The sequence below is a fragment of the Bacteroides timonensis genome (genome assembly GCF_000513195.1).
GTDB lineage: Bacteria > Bacteroidota > Bacteroidia > Bacteroidales > Bacteroidaceae > Bacteroides > Bacteroides timonensis.
In genome coordinates this window covers 17,004-35,624 of sequence record NZ_CBVI010000120.1, presented here as the reverse complement: position 1 = coordinate 35,624, position 18,621 = coordinate 17,004, and the positions used below count along the sequence as shown (strand labels likewise).

The 18,621-nt window shown below is 43.8% G+C and carries 11 protein-coding genes; 3 read left to right on the top strand and 8 right to left on the bottom strand.

The features are described from left to right. The first annotated feature begins 71 nt into the window (after positions 1-71). Positions 72-1,010, top strand: coding sequence for a UDP-glucuronic acid decarboxylase family protein (locus BN161_RS22030; RefSeq protein WP_044270286.1), 939 nt, complete (start codon positions 72-74; stop codon positions 1,008-1,010). 36 nt (positions 1,011-1,046) lie between these two features. Beyond that, positions 1,047-2,174, top strand: coding sequence for an ATP-binding response regulator (locus BN161_RS22025; protein ID WP_044270284.1), 1,128 nt, complete (start codon positions 1,047-1,049; stop codon positions 2,172-2,174). A 104-nt stretch (positions 2,175-2,278) separates the two neighbouring features. On the opposite strand, the gene BN161_RS22020 is transcribed toward BN161_RS22025, so the two are convergent. The 8 genes from BN161_RS22020 to uvrB form a co-directional block, all read right to left on the bottom strand. Then, entirely contained in the window at positions 2,279-5,176 is a 2,898-nt protein-coding gene (locus tag BN161_RS22020) for a PD-(D/E)XK nuclease family protein (protein ID WP_044270281.1), read from the bottom strand. A gap of 22 nt (positions 5,177-5,198) precedes the next feature. Next, entirely contained in the window at positions 5,199-6,119 is a 921-nt protein-coding gene (locus tag BN161_RS22015) for a TonB family protein (protein ID WP_044270279.1), read from the bottom strand. Positions 6,120-6,148: 29 nt separating this feature from the next. Then, positions 6,149-6,856, bottom strand: coding sequence for an energy transducer TonB (locus BN161_RS22010; protein WP_044270277.1), 708 nt, complete (start codon positions 6,854-6,856; stop codon positions 6,149-6,151). 6 nt (positions 6,857-6,862) lie between these two features. Then, positions 6,863-10,114, bottom strand: a complete 3,252-nt coding sequence (locus BN161_RS22005) for a UvrD-helicase domain-containing protein (RefSeq protein WP_044270275.1) — start codon at positions 10,112-10,114, stop codon at positions 6,863-6,865. Positions 10,115-10,644: 530 nt separating this feature from the next. Further along, positions 10,645-12,852, bottom strand: coding sequence for an alpha-galactosidase (locus tag BN161_RS22000; RefSeq protein WP_044270338.1), 2,208 nt, complete (start codon positions 12,850-12,852; stop codon positions 10,645-10,647). Between the two features lie 172 nt (positions 12,853-13,024). After that, positions 13,025-13,162 carry a 5' nucleotidase, NT5C type gene (locus BN161_RS21995; RefSeq protein WP_244436591.1) on the bottom strand — a complete coding sequence of 46 codons (138 nt, stop codon included), beginning with the start codon at positions 13,160-13,162 and terminating at the stop codon, positions 13,025-13,027. Positions 13,163-13,403: 241 nt separating this feature from the next. After that, positions 13,404-14,780 carry a rhamnogalacturonan acetylesterase gene (locus BN161_RS21990; RefSeq protein ID WP_052356392.1) on the bottom strand — a complete coding sequence of 459 codons (1,377 nt, stop codon included), beginning with the start codon at positions 14,778-14,780 and terminating at the stop codon, positions 13,404-13,406. A gap of 325 nt (positions 14,781-15,105) precedes the next feature. After that, complete coding sequence (gene uvrB / locus BN161_RS21985) at positions 15,106-17,157, bottom strand: excinuclease ABC subunit UvrB (protein ID WP_044270273.1); 2,052 nt, start codon at positions 17,155-17,157, stop codon at positions 15,106-15,108. Between the two features lie 115 nt (positions 17,158-17,272). Between uvrB and BN161_RS21980 the strand changes: the two genes are divergently transcribed. Next, positions 17,273-18,571: a phenylacetate--CoA ligase family protein gene (locus BN161_RS21980; protein ID WP_044270272.1), complete on the top strand. Its 1,299-nt coding sequence runs from the start codon at positions 17,273-17,275 to the stop codon at positions 18,569-18,571. Positions 18,572-18,621: the final 50 nt, after the last annotated feature.

Below are 18,621 nucleotides of genomic sequence, written 5' to 3'. Positions count from 1 at the left end.
AATCTCCTACTTTTGCCATCATAAACAAATGAACAGGTTTCATAAGTCTTTGGACATTATAAAAAACATACATGAAAAATATATTGGTTAGCGGTGGTGCTGGTTTTATAGGGTCGCACTTATGCACACGGTTGATAAATGAAGGACATCATGTGATATGTCTTGACAATCTATTTACCGGCGTGAAAGCGAATATCGAGCATCTGAAAAGCAATCCTCTTTTTGAGTTTGTGCATCATGATGTAGAATTCCCCTATCATACCGAGACTCTTGATGAAATATACAATTTAGCTTGCCCGGCATCGCCGATACATTACCAATATGATGCAATCAAAACGATTAAGACTTCTGTATTGGGAGCCATTAATATGTTAGGGTTGGCAAAGAAGACGAATGCCAAGATTTTACAGGCATCTACCAGTGAAATATATGGTGATCCGGTAGTGCATCCTCAGGTGGAAAGTTATTGGGGAAATGTAAATCCAATAGGCATCCGTTCTTGTTATGATGAAGGGAAGCGCTGTTCTGAAACTTTGTTTATGGATTATCACCGGCAAAACAACATTCGTATTAAAATTATTCGTATCTTTAACACGTATGGCCCACGAATGCTGCCGAATGATGGAAGAGTGGTTTCCAATTTTGTGGTTCAGGCATTGCAGGATCATGATATAACTATCTATGGAACAGGAGATCAGACGCGAAGCTTTCAATATATTGATGACCTCATAGAGGGAATGGTGAGAATGATGAACACGGAGGATGAATTTATTGGTCCGGTGAACCTTGGAAATCCGAATGAATTTTCCATCCTCGAATTAGCGGAAAAAGTGATTCAGTTGACAGGGTCGAAGTCGAAGTTGGTATTCAAGCCACTTCCGCATGATGATCCTAAAAAACGTCAGCCGGATATTACGCTGGCAAAAGAGAAGCTGAACTGGAAGCCTACCATTGAACTGGAAGACGGTTTGAAGCGGATAGTGGAATATTTTAGGGAATATCGTAAATAGATTATATAGATAAACGGGAAAACAATATTGTATAAGATGAATATGGAAATTAATCCTTCTGAGTACAAAATTCTCATCGTCGACGATGTGATGTCCAACGTATTATTGTTGAAGGTACTCTTGACAAATGAAAAATTTGCAATCGCTACGGCAAGTAACGGTCGGCAAGCATTAGAGCAGGTAGATAAGGAAAACCCGGATTTGGTGTTGCTGGACGTGATGATGCCGGATATGAGTGGTTTTGAGGTAGCGCAACATTTGAAAGCAAATCCCAAAACCGCAGATATTCCTATCATCTTCCTGACTGCACTGAACAGCACGACGGATATTGTAAAAGGTTTCCAGGTGGGAGCAAATGACTTTATCTCCAAACCTTTTAACAAGGAAGAGCTGATTATCCGTGTAACCCACCAGATTTCGTTGGTAGCTGCCAAACGTATTATTTTGAATAAGACCGAAGAACTGCAACGTACCATTGCCGGACGTGACAAACTTTATTCGGTGATTGCTCATGATTTACGTTCTCCTATGGGCTCCATCAAGATGGTGCTGAATATGTTGATACTGAATCTGCCGTCCGAGAAAATCGGTGCCGAGATGTATGAACTGCTGACAATGGCAAACCAGACGACAGAAGATGTATTCTCTCTGCTGGATAACTTGCTGAAGTGGACCAAGAGCCAGATTGGTAAGTTGAATGTAGTATATCAGGACATTGATGTAGTAGAAGTTGTGGATGGAGTGATCGACATCTTCAATATGGTAGCCGGTATGAAGAAGATTACAATCCGTGAAGAGAAACCGGAGAAGTTAGCTGTATCTGCCGACATTGATATGCTGAAGACTGTAATACGCAATCTGATAAGCAATGCTATTAAGTTCAGTAACGAAAACTCTGAGGTGCTGGTGAAGCTGGAAGCGAAAGATGGCATGGCGGTAGTCAGCGTACAAGACCACGGTTGCGGTATTGACGAGGAAGGACAAAAGAAATTGCTGCATACAGATACTCACTTCAGCACATTCGGTACTAACAATGAAGAAGGTTCCGGTTTGGGATTGTTGTTGTGCCAGGATTTTGTGGTGAAGAATGGTGGTAAGTTGTGGTTTACCTCGAAGAAGGGTGAAGGTTCTATATTCAGTTTCTCTGTTCCGTTGAAAAAATAAATGATACAATAAAGAAAAACAGACCGTCTGTTGGGTTGAAACAGATGGTCTGTCCGAGTCATATAGACCGTCTGTTCCAGGTGAACGGACGGTCTGTTTTTTTATTAGCGCCTGCACAGGTCTCTGAAATCACAGAACTCACATTTCCTTTTATCTTCAGTTTGTGTAAAGGGCTCTTCCGGATTGTATATTTCTTGTAATAGGTTTTGCAGGCGTTCGCGAAACTCATCTTCATAGAAAGCGAAGTTGTTGACCGGTATTTTAGGTTGGCGGGCTTCCCCCATTTCAATTACAGGAGAATAAGTTTCTGATGCTGCACGGTGAATGTAGAGCAGGGAAGGGGCAACCTTCAACGATTGTTTGCGGCACATGATGGAAGCGTACAGGAAAGTTTGGAAAATATAGTTTGGACGTCCGTCGGCAGGAGTGAACAGTTGCTCTATATTCTCGGGAGTTTTGGGGCTGCCACCGGTTTTATAGTCTACAATACGTAAGGTATCGCCCTTACTGTCCATGCGGTCGATGGTACCACCGATGTTCAGGGACAGTTTTCCTTGTGGAGTTTCTATTTCCATGATTTCGTTTACCGGTTCTTCCATACCTTCCATGGCGAAAGGAGCATATTGCAGGTCGTTACGCAGCAATTGGCGGAGATAGGATGCAATCACTTTGGCATTAATAAGTTGCGTACCATTATATTCAGGTCTTTCTGTGGGGAGAACGTGGAAGAACTCTTCTTTGAAAGCTGTATCTACATAATTCTGTAATTTTACGTCATTACGTAACAGTTGCTCCAGGTCTTCCTTCCGTATTTCTTTTCCATTCGCAGTCAGATCTTTATATGCCAATTCGGCTGAACGGTGGAAAATAGTACCGAACAGTGCGGAATCTATTTCAGCACTCACTTCATCGGGAGCTTTTAATCCGGCCACATAACGATAGTAGAATTTCAAACGGCAATCCAGATAAGCATTGAGTGCAGAAGGAGAGAAAAGTGCTTTGGGATGGCGGACGAGATTGTATTTCTCACACATTCTCGCAATGATTTCCGGTGTTTTCTCTATACGGATTTCTCTGCCACTTTGAGGAGATTGTCCGGCTTCCAGGTATTCGCGTGAAATATCGTGCGGCGATTCAACAAGAAATTGCAGCATGAAACGGGACATTTCTCCACGGTTCAGTCCATCAGAAGATGTATTATATAATAAGGTGATATTTTCAGCGCGTTGTATCAGTCGGTAAAAGTAGTATGCATAGACCGCATTCTTATGTTCGATAGTGGTCATGCCGAAAGCTTTCCGCAGATTGTAAGGGATGAAGGATGATTCTCCACCGGCTTTGGGCAGCTGACCTTCGTTGAGGGAGAGCATGATGAGGTTTCGGAAATCGAGGTTACGTGTTTCCAGCACTCCCATTACTTGCATACCGATGGCAGGTTCACCGTGGAACGGAATATTTGAGGTTGCAAGCAAGCGGCAAAGAAGGCGTTTCAAAGTGTCGGTTTGCAGATTTAGTTCACCACTGTCAATAAGACTGAGCAGACGGTTGATGAGGGTATAGCTCTTGAATAAGGACTCCCGGTAAAGCTGATTGAAAATATCATCTGTTTCCTGTTCTTGCCGGTAGAGGATGGAGACTTCGCGAAGTGTATCCGTCAGGTATTGGCAGAGGGCTGAAATGCCGGTCTGCGGAGTGAATACCTGTTCCAGAAACTCATCTTGCTTTAATTCGGAAGGCAGAGGGTAGAAGCGATTGTCTTTCGTAAGCTGTTTCTCCAGTTTTTCTGCGGAGGGTGACAATTGGCGTGTATAGGGATGCTTCAATACAGCCTGGACGGCTTCGTATGAATAACGTCCTGTATCTCTGCGATAACCACTGGTTTGCAGTTCTATGAGTGCGCTGATGAAACTGTATACAGGGGTCTGTGCCAGCGGAAATCCCATCGTGATATTGACATTCTTTACTTCCGATGGTATGGAGTGGAGTACGGGTAATAAAAGAGATTCATTACAAAGTACCACAGCATTCTCTTTTTCCTGGGTTGGTGTACCTGATGGATCGTTTTTCATTACGGAACGTACCCATTCCGGCAAATAGCGTGCCTGTGCATTTTCGGTAGGAGCGGAGATGAAACGTACATTTTTAGGATGTCTTAATACATCGAATGCGGTTTCGGGTAGTTCGTTGGGGAAGATTTTCAGGTTGCGGAGAATGAATTCGCCGGCTTCATGCGTGTAAGGCGGAGTCTTCTTACGAGGCAGACGGGTGTAAAACAAGTCATAATCCCAATAGAACAATGCTTTGCCGGCATCACGCAGACGCTCAAAAAAACGGGTTTCCACTTTATTCAATACATTGAAACCAACGAAAACATACCGGTCATACTTCAGCTTTTCCGGTTGCAGTTCTTCCATGACGTAGCGATACATCATACCCTCATAAGCAATGCCGAGTTCTGCGAGATTGTCGCGGTAGCCGTGATAGATATCGCCTAATTTATCCCACAAGGAGATGAACTTCTCTTTCAGTTGCGTGCGTCGCTCGATGGAGAAGTTTTGAAAGAACTGACGGATGGCTTCTTCCTGTTCGGAGTCAAGGAAGTCGTAATCATCCATGATATTTTTCAGGTCTTGCAGATTGGAGAATAGACGGTCGGCATCAACAAGATTTTTATCGACATCATCGAAATCGCTGATAAGAAGTTCTCCCCAGAAATAGAAATCATCAAGAGTTTCTTCACTATGGGTTTCTTCACGAAATACTTTATAGAGTTCACAAACTAGGCGGATGGGGTCGCCCAGTTTCCATGGAGAAAGCTGTCGGAACAGTTCACTGATGCTGACGTAAGCGGGAGACCATAAAGGGCGGTCACTTTGTGTCGCCAAATGCTCGTTGAAGAAAAGGCTGGCACGTTTGTTCGGAAAAACAATGGCGATCCGTGAAAGATCGTTTCCTATCTTTTGGTGTAAGTCTTGGGCAACTAATTGAAGAAAAGTTTGCATCTTAATCTTTTGTTTTTGATAACTATTCTGCACTGAACATTATGGGCACGGTGTACTCTGTATCCGCCACTTCCCCTTGTTTGGTACCAGGTTTCCATTTGGGCATCATATTAATCACCCGCAGAGCCTCTTTGTCAAAATCCGGATGGATGCCACGGATTACTCGGGCATTTGCGATGCTACCGTCTTCTTTGACAGTGAACTGTGCTACAATGCGCCCTGTCACGCATATATCGTTATTAGGATATTGCAGATTCTCACGTATGAAATTGAATAAAGCTTGTGTGCCTCCGGGAAATTCCGGTGGTGTTGTTTCTATTGTTTCGTAATCAACATCTCCTTCCAGTATCTCTCCGGATATTATTGTTGATTCTCCCATTGTCATATTGCTTTCACGCAGTGCGACCTGAATGTAAGTTGCTCCCTTCTTATTTATTTCAATTTCCTGCGTTTCCATTCCAACGTATTGGATGATTAGCGGATATTTACCGGAAACTTTTAGTGTAAACTCACCATTCGCATCTGTTAGAGTACCATTTGTAGTTTCTTTTTCAGAGACATTGGCTCCGACAATTGGTTTTTGAGTCAGACTGTCTGTAACCGTACCTTTGATTAAAAAGAGTGAGTCCTTATCCGTCGGCACGCTCTGACACTCAAGTTTGATCTCTGAGGTGTTCTTTGCTGACTGGCCAGGTGAGTTGGCGCAGGCATTCATTGCGATAATCCCTGCGGACAATCCTAATAGAGTGATCGCTTTTCCTGCCATGCGTCGTCGTTCCAGTTGATGTTCCAGATATCGTACTTCTGATTCACATTTGGGACATGTACCTGTACAATCTCCTTTGTATTGACATTCGGAAGTGATATATTCGATATCATTTGCTTCGGCAATTTGCCGGCGAATGTCTTTTAATATCTTGCATGTTTGCTTTCCTCGTACCATGATTATTCTGATTTATAATTGCCTTATATCTACTGCAATCGAAACATGACCGGGACGGTATATTCCACACGTACAGGTTGTCCCGCTACCGTACCGGGTTTCCATTTGGGGAATTCTCTGACTACGCGCAGAGCCTCTTTATCTAAATACGGATCAACGCCTCTGAGGATTCTGGCATTTGTGATACTCCCATCCTTTTCGATGACAAATCTGACTGTAGTTCGTCCTTGAGTTCCGTTACCTTGATAAACGGGGAGTTTCAGGTCTAATTTTTTGCTTATGAATTGCATCATTTCAATCATGCCCCCGGGAAATTCGGGCATTGTATCCGGTGCATCGTACTGATTTGTGCCATATATGGTAGTATCTTGCAGGATAACCTCCTGTACGAGAGAGTCCGGCGGGAGGACTCTTATCACCGGTTTTTCCTGTATTTCCGGAGTTACTATATAATAACCATGCGGAGCTTCGGAATGGATCGGCTCTGCACAGGCAGGCTGTGGTATCATTGTTGCCAATCCTGCGGATATTCCAAGTATGGTAATCGCTTTTCCTGCCATGTGTTTACGTGCCAGTTGTTGCTCCAGATACTGCACTTCTGCCTCGCATTTGGGACATGTACCTGTACAATCTCCTTTGTATTGACATTCGGAAGTGATATATTCGATATCATTTGCTTCGGCAATTTGCCGGCGAATGTCTTTTAATATTTTGCAAGTTTGCTTTCCTCGTATCATGATTCTTTATACTTTTTCTATTAAATCTTCTTCTACGTACCACAGGTATCCTTTTATGTTCTCTTTCGGGTATCCCATGCGTGTGAGCAGTTGCATATATCCCTGTACTTGCTTATTATATTTCTTATTCTGTTTTCCGAATTTGAAGTCCACGACAACAATTTCGTTGTCGCGCATCATGACGCGGTCCGGTCGGCGGGTTCGGAGTTCCCCTTTTTCTTGCCAGATGATGTCGCACTCGTTGAACAATTGCCAGTCTCCCGAATACCAATCCTGCACTTGGGGGGTGGAAAAGGCATGCCGGGTCAGTTCCCGGATTTCATCTTCTGTTTCCGTTTTGCCGATGATGCCTTCGAATATAAGTTGGTCGATGGCATTGTCGATGTCCTCTTCTGTTTCAATGGCTGAGAAAAGAGTATGCAGCAAGCGTCCTCGGTTTATGAAGCGATTGTCTGATTCATCTTCGTCAACTCCCTGAATGAAGTCGGCTGAACGGTTTGATTGCCGGAATTCGATCTCATGCCTCATGCTCTCCATGTGTACCGGGAGTTTGTCAGGCTTTTGAGCAAGGCGGTTGACTGAGGTTTTGGCGGTCGTCGTCGGCTTGGTATCTTCCGATGGGCAGAGCATTCCGGTTTCGTAAGGTTCTTCCTCGTCCCAATTTTCATTACCTTCCTGGGCGGCTACGTGTGGCAGTGCATTGGCAAGCAGTTCGGACATTGTTCCTTTCTGGCCTTTTTTACTCCAAAGGATGAGATTCTTTCCGGCACGGGTAAATGCTACATAGAGCAGATTCAGGTTATCCACCCAAAGTTGCAGACGCTCGTTAAGATACTCTTGCCTGTATACTGATTCTGCCATGGTAGAGGAATAATTGACCGGAACAATGTCGAGTGCGCTGAAAGGTGATTCGGAAGGTGAGCACCATATTAATTGATTATTGGTCTCATTCTCTAACTTCCAGTCGCAGAAGGGGATTAAGACGGTATGGAATTCCAATCCTTTTGACTTGTGAATGGAAAGGATACGAATACCATCCATTTCTCCGCTGGGGATTGTTTTGTTGCATAAGGTTTCGTCCCAATAGCGGATAAATACATCCAGATCCGATGAGTTGTTTTGCAGGTACTCCGTTACGGCATCGAAAAAAGAAAAGAGATACGCATCCTGTTCTTTGATCCGGTTCATCTCAAACAGACTGAACAATTCTTCCAGTAATTCGTATAGCGGCATTAGACGAAGAGGCTCTATGCGGTTGACAAATGCCTCGGGCAATACATCCTCAGGTCGGGAAGTTAGTATATCGTCCCATTTCGTTTCAGGCGCATTTGCTCCTTCCTTCTCCATTCGCCCTTCTTTGTTTTCGTTTGTAATCTGTAATTCGTAATTTATAATTAATGAGGCTCTTGCCACTTTATCATCAGGATTGGAAAGGTAACGTAAAGCATCCATCAACATGCACAATGCTTGTGAAGCATTCAGTCGGAAAGCTTCGTCTGAAACAATAGGCAGATGCATTGTTTTGTCGAAGTAATCGGCAATGGGAGGAATGTTTTTATTCTTGCGAACGAGGATGGTGATATCGTTTAATTTTACACCGGCAGCCAGTAGTCTCTGTACTTCTTCGCCTAAAGAGATGATGGTCAGTTCCGTATAATCGTGTTCTTCGTCCGGTTCCAGGAAAGTCGCCTTGATGTATCCTTTGGCTTCGGTTCGTGGAGATTCCTGTGCCACGTCGGCATAGGCTTGCTGCAACGGGCGGCAATCTTCCTGTAATTCTTTCAGGTGAAGCATATTCAGGTACTCCACTGCGGCCGTAAACAAACTGTTGTTAAAACGGATGATATTTGTTTCGCTTCGACGGTTTGTTTTTAAAGTTTCTACACGTACAGGGTAGGGAATAGGCGTTTCTTTGGTACCCAGCGCATTCAATATTCCCCAGTCTCCATTTCGCCAACGGTAAATGGATTGTTTCACGTCACCTACAATCAAGCTGTCGGCTCCTTGTGAAAGACCTTCGAGCAATAAGATTTTGAAGTTATCCCATTGCATACGGCTGGTGTCCTGGAATTCATCGATCATTACGTTCCGGATATTGGCACCGATTTTCTCGAATACGAATGAAGAGTCTCCATCCCGTACCAGGTTATGGAGCAAGGCGTTGGTGTCTGACAACAGGAAACGGTTATGTTCGCGGTTCAGCTCCCGTACTTCTTCGTCAATATGGGCAAGCAATTGCAATTTGTTCAGGTGTTGCAGTGATAACCGGCAACTGTTTACGGTCTTGTTGTTGCGGGGTCTGAATGTTTCTGCATCCTGCAATAAAGGGAGCAGACTTGTTTCTGCCAGATGGATGATATCGTTCTTTCGGGGCGAAGTCTTGGTGGCCCAATTCTTTGCGTCATCTAAGCTATTCTTCAGAGTGGCGTTCAGCACATCTTTGTCTGATAACCGTCCGTCACGCAATTTACGGAAATAACTGCCTATGCCTCGCGTTCCGCCTTTCAGCTCTTCGGCGGTGAGTGCATGTGATTCCAATTCTCCGATGAACTGGTCGTAGAAGCTTTTCATTTGTTCCAGAGCCTCAGTCTCCATTTCCCGCAACACATTACGGTACAGTTTGATTATATCCGGTTCTTTCAGTTGTTGCCGGAGTCCTTCACCGCGTTCTATGTAACCTTCGTCGAAGATGTTCCAGCCGAATCGCTTGATCTCATCGGATACATTCCAACGTTTGTCATCGGCAATGCGTTCGTTGATATAATCCAGCAACCAAGCCAGGACAGGGGAGGAAGGTGTCAGTTTTTCAATGAGGCTGTCTACGGCATCGCTCAGTACGTCGGCGTTGTTCAGTTCTATATTCAGGTTCGGACTCAGTTCCAGTTCCCGTGCCAGATTGCGCATTACGGACTGGAAGAAGGAGTCGATGGTTTCTACGCGAAAACGGCTGTAATCATGCAGCATGTATTGCAATGCTGTTCCTGCTGCCCGACGAATGTCGGAGTCGGATAAGTTTTTCTGTCGTAAATCTTCCCGGATGCGGTTCAGGTAGGGCTCTGATGCCGGATCACTTAACCAGATGCCGTAAAGTTGTTGCAGAATACGTTCTTTCATTTCTGCCGTAGCTTTATTGGTAAAAGTTACGGCCAGTATTTGCCGATAGGCCCTTGGATTCAGTATCAGGTGCTTGATATACTCTACAGCAAGGGTGAATGTCTTTCCTGAGCCGGCTGAGGCTTTATATACTAATAATTCCATGTAGATTTGCTGGATTGAACTTTTGTACAAACATACGCAAAAATGTGAAATTATTGGGGATTGGTGGGGGAATTAATTTGTTTCTGTAGGGTTATGAATTAAATGGACTATCTCAATTCCCCTCCTCCAGTTGGAGGAGGGGTGCCCGAAGGGCGGGGTGGTAGGTGAGAAATAGTTCCTTAATATTCTTATTAATAGGTATTTATTATTTTACCTACCACCTCCCCCCCGTTGGGGTACTCCTCCTCCCGAGAGGAGGAGAACGTACCTTAATGAGATAAATCAGATAATATGTCAGCGAAGCTAATTGAGATAGTACAGGTTATCATTTCATTCATTACTGTAGGGTATTATATAGGAGTGAACTGAAGAATATAACTTCTTGTGTGATAGTGTACTTAGTGTTCCACTAAGATTAGTCGTAGTGGAACACTAGTTCAGTCGTAGTGGGAAGTGGCTTCAGTCGTAGTGGGAAGTATGTTCAGTCCTAATGGGAATATAGCTCATTACCGCACCATAATGGATAAATACTATTTCACCTCTTCCAGATAAAGCACTCTACTTGAATAATCATTCTGCTTATGGTAATCTACCTTATGGTTATAAGGTATCTCCAAACCATTCGCCATCAGATAAGCACCACTAAATGTCTTTCCCTCAAAACTCAGCGGATCATTATCTATCCGGTTCAGTTCATGCACTTTGTAAAGTTTATTGGGAGAGAGTCCTGCCATTTTCACTCGTGGCAGATGCTGGTTGACAAAGTGTTCTGTCTTCCACCAATAGAACACCGACTTATCCTTTTCAGGCGTTACGTACATCATAGAAGCTACTCCCAACTTATCATACGGAGACATTAAACGATAGATATCACCCAGTTGCACCACCGGACGGATCGTTTTATATTCAGCGATGGCATTCTTGCAAAGTGTCTTCTCTTCCTCTGTCATATTCTTTGGTTGTATTTCCATACCCAGGCGACCACTCATCGCTACGTCAATGCGATATTTTAAAGGAATGGTGCGGAAAGTCTGGTGGTTGGGAGCGGCACTGATATGCGATGCCATGGCAATGGCAGGGAAGAAATACGAAGTTCCCCATTGCATATAGATACGTTGCAGAGCATCCGTATTATCACTTACCCAAAACTCATCGAAGTAGGGCAGGATGCCATAGTTGACACGACCGCCGCCGCTGGCGCAAGCCTGTATGGTAAGGTCCGGATATTTAGCGCGTATTCGCTGGCATATTTTCTCAAAGCCACGGTGGAATTCAATATACATGTGGCTTTGATTGTCTTTCGTCAGATAATTGGAACCATGATTTAAGATGGACATATTGGCATCCCATTTGATGTAGTCGATTTCCGGGTAGTTACTCATAAGATCATCTACAATCTTGAAGATAAATTCCTGTACCTGCGGATTGGCAAGATCCAGCACTACTTGTGTACCACCACGTCCCTGCACCACGTCACGTTCGGGAGCCTTAATCACCCAGTCCGGATGTTTCTCATAAAATTCACTGGTCGTATTGGCCATTTCCGGCTCTATCCAGATGCCAAACTTGACACCGTTCTTTTGTGCATCTTTCAGCAGACCTTCAATGCCATTGGGTAACTTATTCTTATCCACTACCCAGTCTCCAAGAGAAGAACTGTCGTTTTTACGCGGATATTTGTCGCCAAACCAACCGTCATCCATCACGAACAGTTCACCACCCATGGAAGCGATATCACTCATCATCTGATCCATACCCGCTTGGTTAACGTCGAAGTAGACACCTTCCCAGCTATTCAGCAAAATCTTGCGGGGAACAGTGCCATGAGCAAGCTTGTGCAGGCGCGCCCAGCGATGGAAGTTCCGGCTGCTTCCGCTTAATCCTTCATTACTGTAAGTTAAAGCAAGTTCGGGAGTACGGAAAATCTCATCTTTCTTTAATGAGTAAGCTGAATTTTCCTCATTGATTCCGGCAAAGAACCGATGATATTCATCGTCGTGCGTATCAATGCGCAGTTTGTAGTTACCACTGTAACAGAGGGCGGCGCCAATGACACAACCCGCATTTTCCTGTGGCTTTCCATCCAGTGAGAACATGACTTCGGCATGTGAGGTGTGCGAGTTTCGTACCCCATCCTTATTCTTTATTACCTTCATGCCGGGTTCCAATGCCTCTTGACACAAACGTCCTTCGTTCGCCCATGATCCGTAAAGATGAGATAGCCAGACATCGCCCCGACGAATAGGTAAGAAAGCAGAGGCAAACTGATTGAGTATAACCGGTTTCTTTTCCTGATGTCGGATTTCTGTCCATGTCTCGATGACATCTGCATCCTGATAGGCTTTATAATACACGTTTACATAGAAAGGATATACCTTGTCTTTCAGTTCGATGGCAGTGATTTCCGCATTTCCTTCCTTGCTCGTTTTTACCTGTATGATTTCCATCTGCAAAGTCATGTTTCCGTCGGCATGTTTTACGGCTAAAGCGGATTCTCCGGGACAGTTAAGTCCATACACAGGATAAGCAGGCATGTCCGGAGTTCCTGTAAGATTTATATTCTGCAAATCTACCTCCGAGAGTTTATCTCCATAGTATACATGTTTCAGCTCACCACCGACAGGTGCCGAGAGTACCAGGGAGGTTTCAGGGGTAGATACGCATACATTTTGTGAAAACAGACTGCCGGTCAGCAGTAACGTTCCAAACAATACATTCATTCGTTTTCTGATGCTCATGTTTTTCTTCTTTTTAGATTTCTGAATATTGATAAGTGCGGCAAAGATAGGCAATTCCGATAAGATGAATTGATAGTGTTTTATCATATACTGATAGTCTGCCTACACAATATTGCGATACTTCAATCTCATAAACTCTACGAAAAAGATTCACTCTCTATTATGATTGTCCTTATAACAGCCTGATAATATCTTGCCAGCCCGATACTCTGTGATAGTTACGGTCCGGTACACGCATATTATGTGGTTGTGCAAATAAATACCGTTCTCCATCGAAGGTAGAAAGATTCTTGGGATGATCATCGATCATGATATTTCCTCTGATGCTATCCTTGCGGCCGCAAAATATCATTTGTTTCGGCCGAAATTTCCTATCAGGTACTTTGAGTATCTGATATTATCCAATGAAGCCTTATTCTATTTCCATTCCCTCAAACCGGCAATCTTTTATTCTAAAATATAATTCTTTACTCTGCCGTGTGCTCCATGGGAAAAGTCGGATATGGAGGCGTTTATGAGGCTTTAACGTTACATTGACAGGGAATATCTGTTTACCGGGAGTTTTTTGGGGCATGTGGCTGTTCTGCCAGATCGGTACGTGGATAAAAGTCTTTTCCGTGTGCATAGGCGAGGCGATAAGAAATTTCCCCTTCCAGAGTGAAAGAGATCCGGCGGATTATAAGTGACTTTTCATTGCTTTGTATGATGACTTCTGCATAACGTTTGCCGTCCTCATCAATATCGGCAGGCCATTTACCGGTTTCTATCGTGATACCTTTTTCTGTTTGTATCAGGCTTTTTACGGCAATGTCGGGACATTCCCGGATTACAGGGCTTTGGTGACTGATCTTTTTGCTGATAGCCGTCACCGGAAGAAACCGCTTATTGTTTCCATATATAATAGGTATAACAGTAGAAACTTTTTCCGCATGTTTAGGAGAGAAGTGAAGATAAAAACATTGATTCCATAATCTACCATTTGAATAGGGTAGTTCGATAACCGTTTTAGGTGAAGATTGGGGAGCATCGGAAAGTGTCATGCCTTGTGGAGCTTCCAAACATAAAATACCACTGGAGGGAGTTAGTTTTAACCCGGTGAGGTCAAAACACAAAGTTGCTTTATCTCCTATATAGATAGTTTGAAAATCAAGTGAGGTGGGATTTAGAATAAGTGGTGCATCTTCCTGGATATAATCGGAAAGTATGCCTTGTTGTTTCAATTCCTGAGCGACCAGTCCGGCATAACATGCAGCACCTGTAGCCTGTGTATGCGTGCCGTCTGTTGGTACGTATATGCATTTTATGGTAGTTTCTTCTCCCAGTTGCTCTGCAAAATTCTTGGTCAGTGTGGTCATGTCTACCAAGGGGACTCGTTTCTCACGCGCCACGTGTTTCATAACTCGTACATAGTTTAAGGTTGAGTCATCAGGGGCAATGCCAATGTCATGACAGCCTTTCGGACTGATCGTTCCCGCTTTGGTGAAATAACGTCTCACGATTGGAGTGATGAAAACCGGATTAGCACCCAGTGCTTCAGTTTCGTCTACATACTGTTCAAGAAAAGTCTTGTAAGTGGTCCATGGAGCCGTACCCCGTCCGTCTGCTCCATCTTTTCCCTGTTCTTTTTCGTCATTATGTGCAAACTGGATGAATACGTAATCTCCTGGATTCAGATTACTTTTTACTTTATCCCACAGTCCTTCTTCTGTGAATGAACGTGAGCTTCTTCCTCCACGGGCATAATTGATGACCCGTACATCCGAAGTAAAGAATTCTTGCAGCATTTCTCCCCATCCGCGCGTACGGGTGGTATTTTCCACATAGTCGGCCATTGTGGAATCTCCGATGGTATGTACTGTTAGTTTCTGGGCATGGATGTGTGCTGTACTGATAAGAGTTGTAGCAAGTATTAGTATTATCTTTTTCATGGCATTTTTAGAGTTTCATATGAATGCCTGCAAAAATAAATATATGTTTTGTTGGGAACAACAGGGGTAACAAATAGTACACTAAATGTGGCAAATACTCCACTAATTTAATGTCGGTTTCTCTTCTTTTACTGATGTATGGGCATAAAAAAGGAGTACCGCTGTACTCCAACCTTTGTTAACCTTAAATCTAATACTATGAAAAACACAGTGCAAAGATACGTACTTTCAGGATAACTGCAAATTATCCAAGAAAAAAAGCATGTTTAATAACATTTATTAGTGAAAATCCGCTCTTCTTCTATGTATTTTAAGAAAAGTAGTATTAGGCTTTTTCTTTCAGCATATCTTCCATTTTCAGTAATTCGTCACGATATTGTGCCGCTTCAATGAAGTCAAGTTTCTTGGCAGCTTCCTGCATAAGCTTTCTGGTACGTTCGATGCTCTTTTCCAATTGCGGGCGAGACATGTATTGTACAATCGGATCGGCGGCAATATGGGCAGAGCTTTCTTGTTCGATGTAGGGGCGGGGAGTGATCGTCGCTTCTTTTTCGATATAACTGTCTTCTGTTGGAGCATTTGATGCAAATACATTCAGATTCTTCCCTTTCTTGATTTGTTGAGGCGTGATGCCATGCTCTTCATTGTATTTCAATTGCTTTTCGCGGCGACGGTTCGTTTCATCAATCGTCAGTCGCATACTATCGGTGATACGGTCGGCATACATGATGACCATTCCGTTTACATTTCGGGCGGCACGTCCGGCAGTCTGAGTCAGCGAGCGGTGAGAACGTAGGAAACCTTCCTTATCTGCATCAAGAATGGCTACAAGTGACACTTCCGGTAAATCCAGCCCTTCACGCAGCAGGTTGACACCGATAAGGACGTCATAGATGCCTTCACGCAAATCACTCATAATCTTTACGCGCTCCAAGGTATCTACATCACTGTGGATGTAGTTACACTTCACATCGTTATTCAGTAAGAATTCTGTTAACTCTTCCGCCATTCTCTTGGTAAGCGTTGTTACCAGTGTGCGTTCGTTCTTCTCGATCCGTATCTGGATTTCCTCCATGAGATCATCTATCTGGTTATGGCTGGGACGTACTTCGATTATAGGATCTAACAATCCGGTAGGACGAATTACTTGTTCCACAACTATACCTTCCGACTGGATAAGTTCATAGTCGGCAGGTGTCGCACTCACATAAATCACTTGTTTTGCCATTTCCGCAAATTCTTCGAACTTCAACGGACGATTGTCCATGGCGGCCGGAAGACGGAAACCATATTCCACAAGGTTTATTTTACGTGCGCGGTCGCCCCCATACATGGCTCGAATCTGCGGTACACTTACATGGCTTTCATCAATGACAATCAGAAAATCTTCCGGGAAGAAATCCAATAAACAGTAAGGACGACTACCGGCCTTACGCCCGTCGAAATAGCGCGAATAGTTTTCTATGCCTGAACAGTGCCCTAATTCGCGTATCATTTCCATATCATAGGTAACCCGCTCCTGAAGACGTTTCGCTTCAAAGGGACGTCCCTCATTTTCAAACCATTGCACTTGCTTGCGCAAGTCGTCTTCAATTTCATGAATGGCTCGCAGAGTGGCTTCCTTAGTGGTCATGAACAGATTAGCGGGATATATCTTATATGCATCAAAGCGGGCGATGGTAACACCGCTTATCGGATCGACTTCTTCGATGCTGTCTACGTCATCCCCCCAGAAAATGATACGCAGCAGATTATCGGCATACGCCAGATAAATGTCTACCGTATCTCCTTTCACACGGAAGTTACCACGATTCAGGTCAATGTCATTGCGTACATAAAGACTGTCCACCAAACGACGTAGAAAAACGTTCCGACTGAATGCTTTTCCTTGCTGTACTTCTATCACATTGTTATAGAAGTCGGACGGATTTCCCATACCATAAATGCAGGATACAGAAGACACGACCACTACGTCTTTCCGGCCCGAGAGTAGGGAAGAAGTAGCGGCAAGGCGCAGTTTATCTATTTCATCATTGATGGCAAGGTCCTTTTCTATATATGTATCAGAAGACGGAAGATAAGCTTCCGGCTGATAATAATCATAATAAGAAACGTAGTATTCTACGGCATTATTGGGGAAGAAAGACTTAAATTCACTGTAAAGTTGTGCGGCCAACGTTTTATTATGGCTTAATATTAACGTTGGTTTATTGATGTTAGCAATAACATTAGCTATGGTGAACGTTTTTCCCGAACCGGTGACACCAAGTAAAGTTTGTGCCGGAACTCCCTGAAGTACGCCCTCAGTGAGCTCTGCAATAGCTTCCGGCTGATCACCGGTGGGCTTATAGGCGGATGTTAATTCAAATTTATTCATTTTCTCTCCTTATGGCCGGCAATATTCGGGAAAATACTTGAGATAAACAAAATTTTTTTATTCCTTTGCAGGAAATAAGAATTAATAATAACCATCAATGTAATACAACAAAGACATGATTTGGAATGAAAGCATCGAATGTATGGATCGTGAAAGCCTCCGTAAAATCCAAAGCATTCGCCTCAAAAAGATTGTGGAGCATGTTTATCACAACACTCCTTTCTACCGTAAGAAAATGCAGGAACTGGGGATTACCCCGGACGATATTAATAGCATAGATGATATAGTAAAACTTCCTTTTACTACCAAATATGACTTGCGCGATAATTATCCTTTCGGACTTTGTGCCGTACCTATGAGCCAGATCGTACGTATCCATGCCTCGTCCGGTACTACAGGTAAGCCCACCGTAGTGGGATACACCCGCAAGGACCTTTCGTCTTGGGCAGAATGTCTTTCGCGTGCTTTTACGGCTTATGGTGCGGATAGTTCCGACTTTTTTCATGTAGCCTACGGGTATGGCCTGTTTACAGGCGGGCTGGGTGCTCATGCAGGCGCTGAGAATATAGGCGCTTCCGTAATTCCGATGTCAAGCGGAAACACGGAAAAGCAAATTACTTTAATGCATGATTTTGGTTCTACGGTACTTTGTTGTACGCCATCTTATGCTCTCTATCTGGCGGATGCCATTAAAGATTCCGGTTTGCCCCGCGAAGAATTCAAACTGAAAATAGGGGCTTTCGGCGCGGAACCCTGGACAGAGAATATGCGTAATGAGATTGAAGAAAAACTGGGCATTAAAGCCTATGACATCTATGGATTGAGTGAGATCGCTGGTCCCGGCGTGGGGTATGAGTGTGAATGCCAGCATGGCACTCACCTTAACGAAGACCATTACTTCCCCGAAATCATCAATCCGAATACCTTGGAACCGGCTGCTCCCGGTGAGACAGGCGAACTTGTATTCACCCATCTGACCAAAGAAGGTATGCCCCTGTTGCGTTACCGTACCAAAGATCTTACCGCCCTGCATTATGACAAATGTGCTTGTGGGCGTACGCTGGTTCGTATGGATCGTATTCTGGGTCGTAGTGACGATATGCTCATTATCCGTGGTGTCAATGTATTCCCGACTCAGATAGAGTCTGTCATCCTTGAAATGGAGGAATTTGAACCGCATTATCTTTTGATAGTGGACCGTAAGAATAATACCGATACCATGGAATTACAGGTTGAAGTGCGTCCGGAATATTATTCAGATGAAATCAACAAGATGCTGGCGTTAAAGAAAAAATTGGCCAGTCGTCTTCAAAGTGTCCTGGGCTTGGGTGTGGATGTCCGTTTGGTAGAACCTCGTAGCATCGAACGTAGTGTGGGTAAAGCTAAACGTGTGATTGATAATCGGAAACTTTAATTAATTATAAATTATGAATTATAAATTATTAATTTCCTGTGGGATGTCCG

Excerpts from the sequence above, each read along its gene's own strand:
- BN161_RS21980 (WP_044270272.1), top strand. The coding sequence starts at position 17,273 with ATGATTTGGAATGAAAGCATCGAATGTATGGATCGTGAAAGCCTCCGT.
- BN161_RS22005 (WP_044270275.1), bottom strand. The coding sequence starts at position 10,114 with ATGGAATTATTAGTATATAAAGCCTCAGCCGGCTCAGGAAAGACATTC.
- BN161_RS22020 (WP_044270281.1), bottom strand. The coding sequence starts at position 5,176 with ATGCAAACTTTTCTTCAATTAGTTGCCCAAGACTTACACCAAAAGATA.
- BN161_RS22030 (WP_044270286.1), top strand. The coding sequence starts at position 72 with ATGAAAAATATATTGGTTAGCGGTGGTGCTGGTTTTATAGGGTCGCAC.
- BN161_RS22015 (WP_044270279.1), bottom strand. The coding sequence starts at position 6,119 with ATGGTACGAGGAAAGCAAACATGCAAGATATTAAAAGACATTCGCCGG.
- BN161_RS22010 (WP_044270277.1), bottom strand. The coding sequence starts at position 6,856 with ATGATACGAGGAAAGCAAACTTGCAAAATATTAAAAGACATTCGCCGG.
- BN161_RS22025 (WP_044270284.1), top strand. The coding sequence starts at position 1,047 with ATGAATATGGAAATTAATCCTTCTGAGTACAAAATTCTCATCGTCGAC.
- BN161_RS21990 (WP_052356392.1), bottom strand. The coding sequence starts at position 14,780 with ATGAAAAAGATAATACTAATACTTGCTACAACTCTTATCAGTACAGCA.
- BN161_RS21995 (WP_244436591.1), bottom strand. The coding sequence starts at position 13,162 with ATGATCGATGATCATCCCAAGAATCTTTCTACCTTCGATGGAGAACGG.
- BN161_RS22000 (WP_044270338.1), bottom strand. The coding sequence starts at position 12,852 with ATGAGCATCAGAAAACGAATGAATGTATTGTTTGGAACGTTACTGCTG.
- uvrB (WP_044270273.1), bottom strand. The coding sequence starts at position 17,157 with ATGAATAAATTTGAATTAACATCCGCCTATAAGCCCACCGGTGATCAG.